This window comes from Rhodobacter sp. TJ_12 (genome assembly GCF_020023995.1).
Taxonomy (GTDB): domain Bacteria; phylum Pseudomonadota; class Alphaproteobacteria; order Rhodobacterales; family Rhodobacteraceae; genus Rhodobacter.
In genome coordinates this window covers 1-578 of record NZ_NRRD01000075.1, presented here as the reverse complement: position 1 = coordinate 578, position 578 = coordinate 1, and the positions used below count along the sequence as shown (strand labels likewise).

1 protein-coding gene is annotated in these 578 nt (G+C 60.0%); it reads right to left on the bottom strand.

All coding sequences use genetic code 11. The features are described from left to right. Positions 1-9 precede the first annotated feature (9 nt). Complete coding sequence (locus tag CKO11_RS17240) at positions 10-195, bottom strand: hypothetical protein (protein ID WP_119003226.1); 186 nt, start codon at positions 193-195, stop codon at positions 10-12. Positions 196-578: the final 383 nt, after the last annotated feature.

Here is a 578-nt window from a genome sequence, read left to right as displayed (position 1 = left end):
TCTGCATCGTCACGCCCTCCCGATCAGGCGCTCGGTGCGCCGCAGGGCGGTGCGCATGTAGCTGCGCGCTTCGCGCTCGGGCTGGGTGTAGCCGCGCGGATCCTCGGTCACGTCGAGCGCGAGGATCAGGCAGTCGCGGATTTCGTGTAGGCTTTCACAAGACAAGCCGGGGGTGTTATGGCAATGCGCAGCCATTCGCTGTTCTCCTCAGGAACAGAGTTTCGGTTAGGGCGGCTGGGTGTTGGTAGCACCTTGTCCGCCCGCTCTCTTTCTGGCACCATAAAGGCGAACCAGTCAAGAGGTTTCTGGTGCCGGAAACAGTGAAGAAGAGGATCGGACGGCCACCGGTCAACTCTACATCGATCAACTTGCGCCTGGCGCCGGATCTTCTGGCGTGGCTAGACGAGGAGCGGGCGAAGCTCGACCCGGCGCCGTCTCGGCCTGAGTTCATTCGGGCCGTGTTGGAAGCAAAGCGCCATGAGGACTGATGATGTCGGTTCGAGTGATCCAGTTTCAGTAAGAAGGGAGTATCCTGATGGCTACGACAACGTTCTTCGAAGAGACGCTGAGCGATAAAG

What these genes read in the sequence shown, in the direction of transcription:
- CKO11_RS17240 (WP_119003226.1), bottom strand. Translation starts at nt 195, where the DNA reads ATGGCTGCGCATTGCCATAACACCCCCGGCTTGTCTTGTGAAAGCCTA.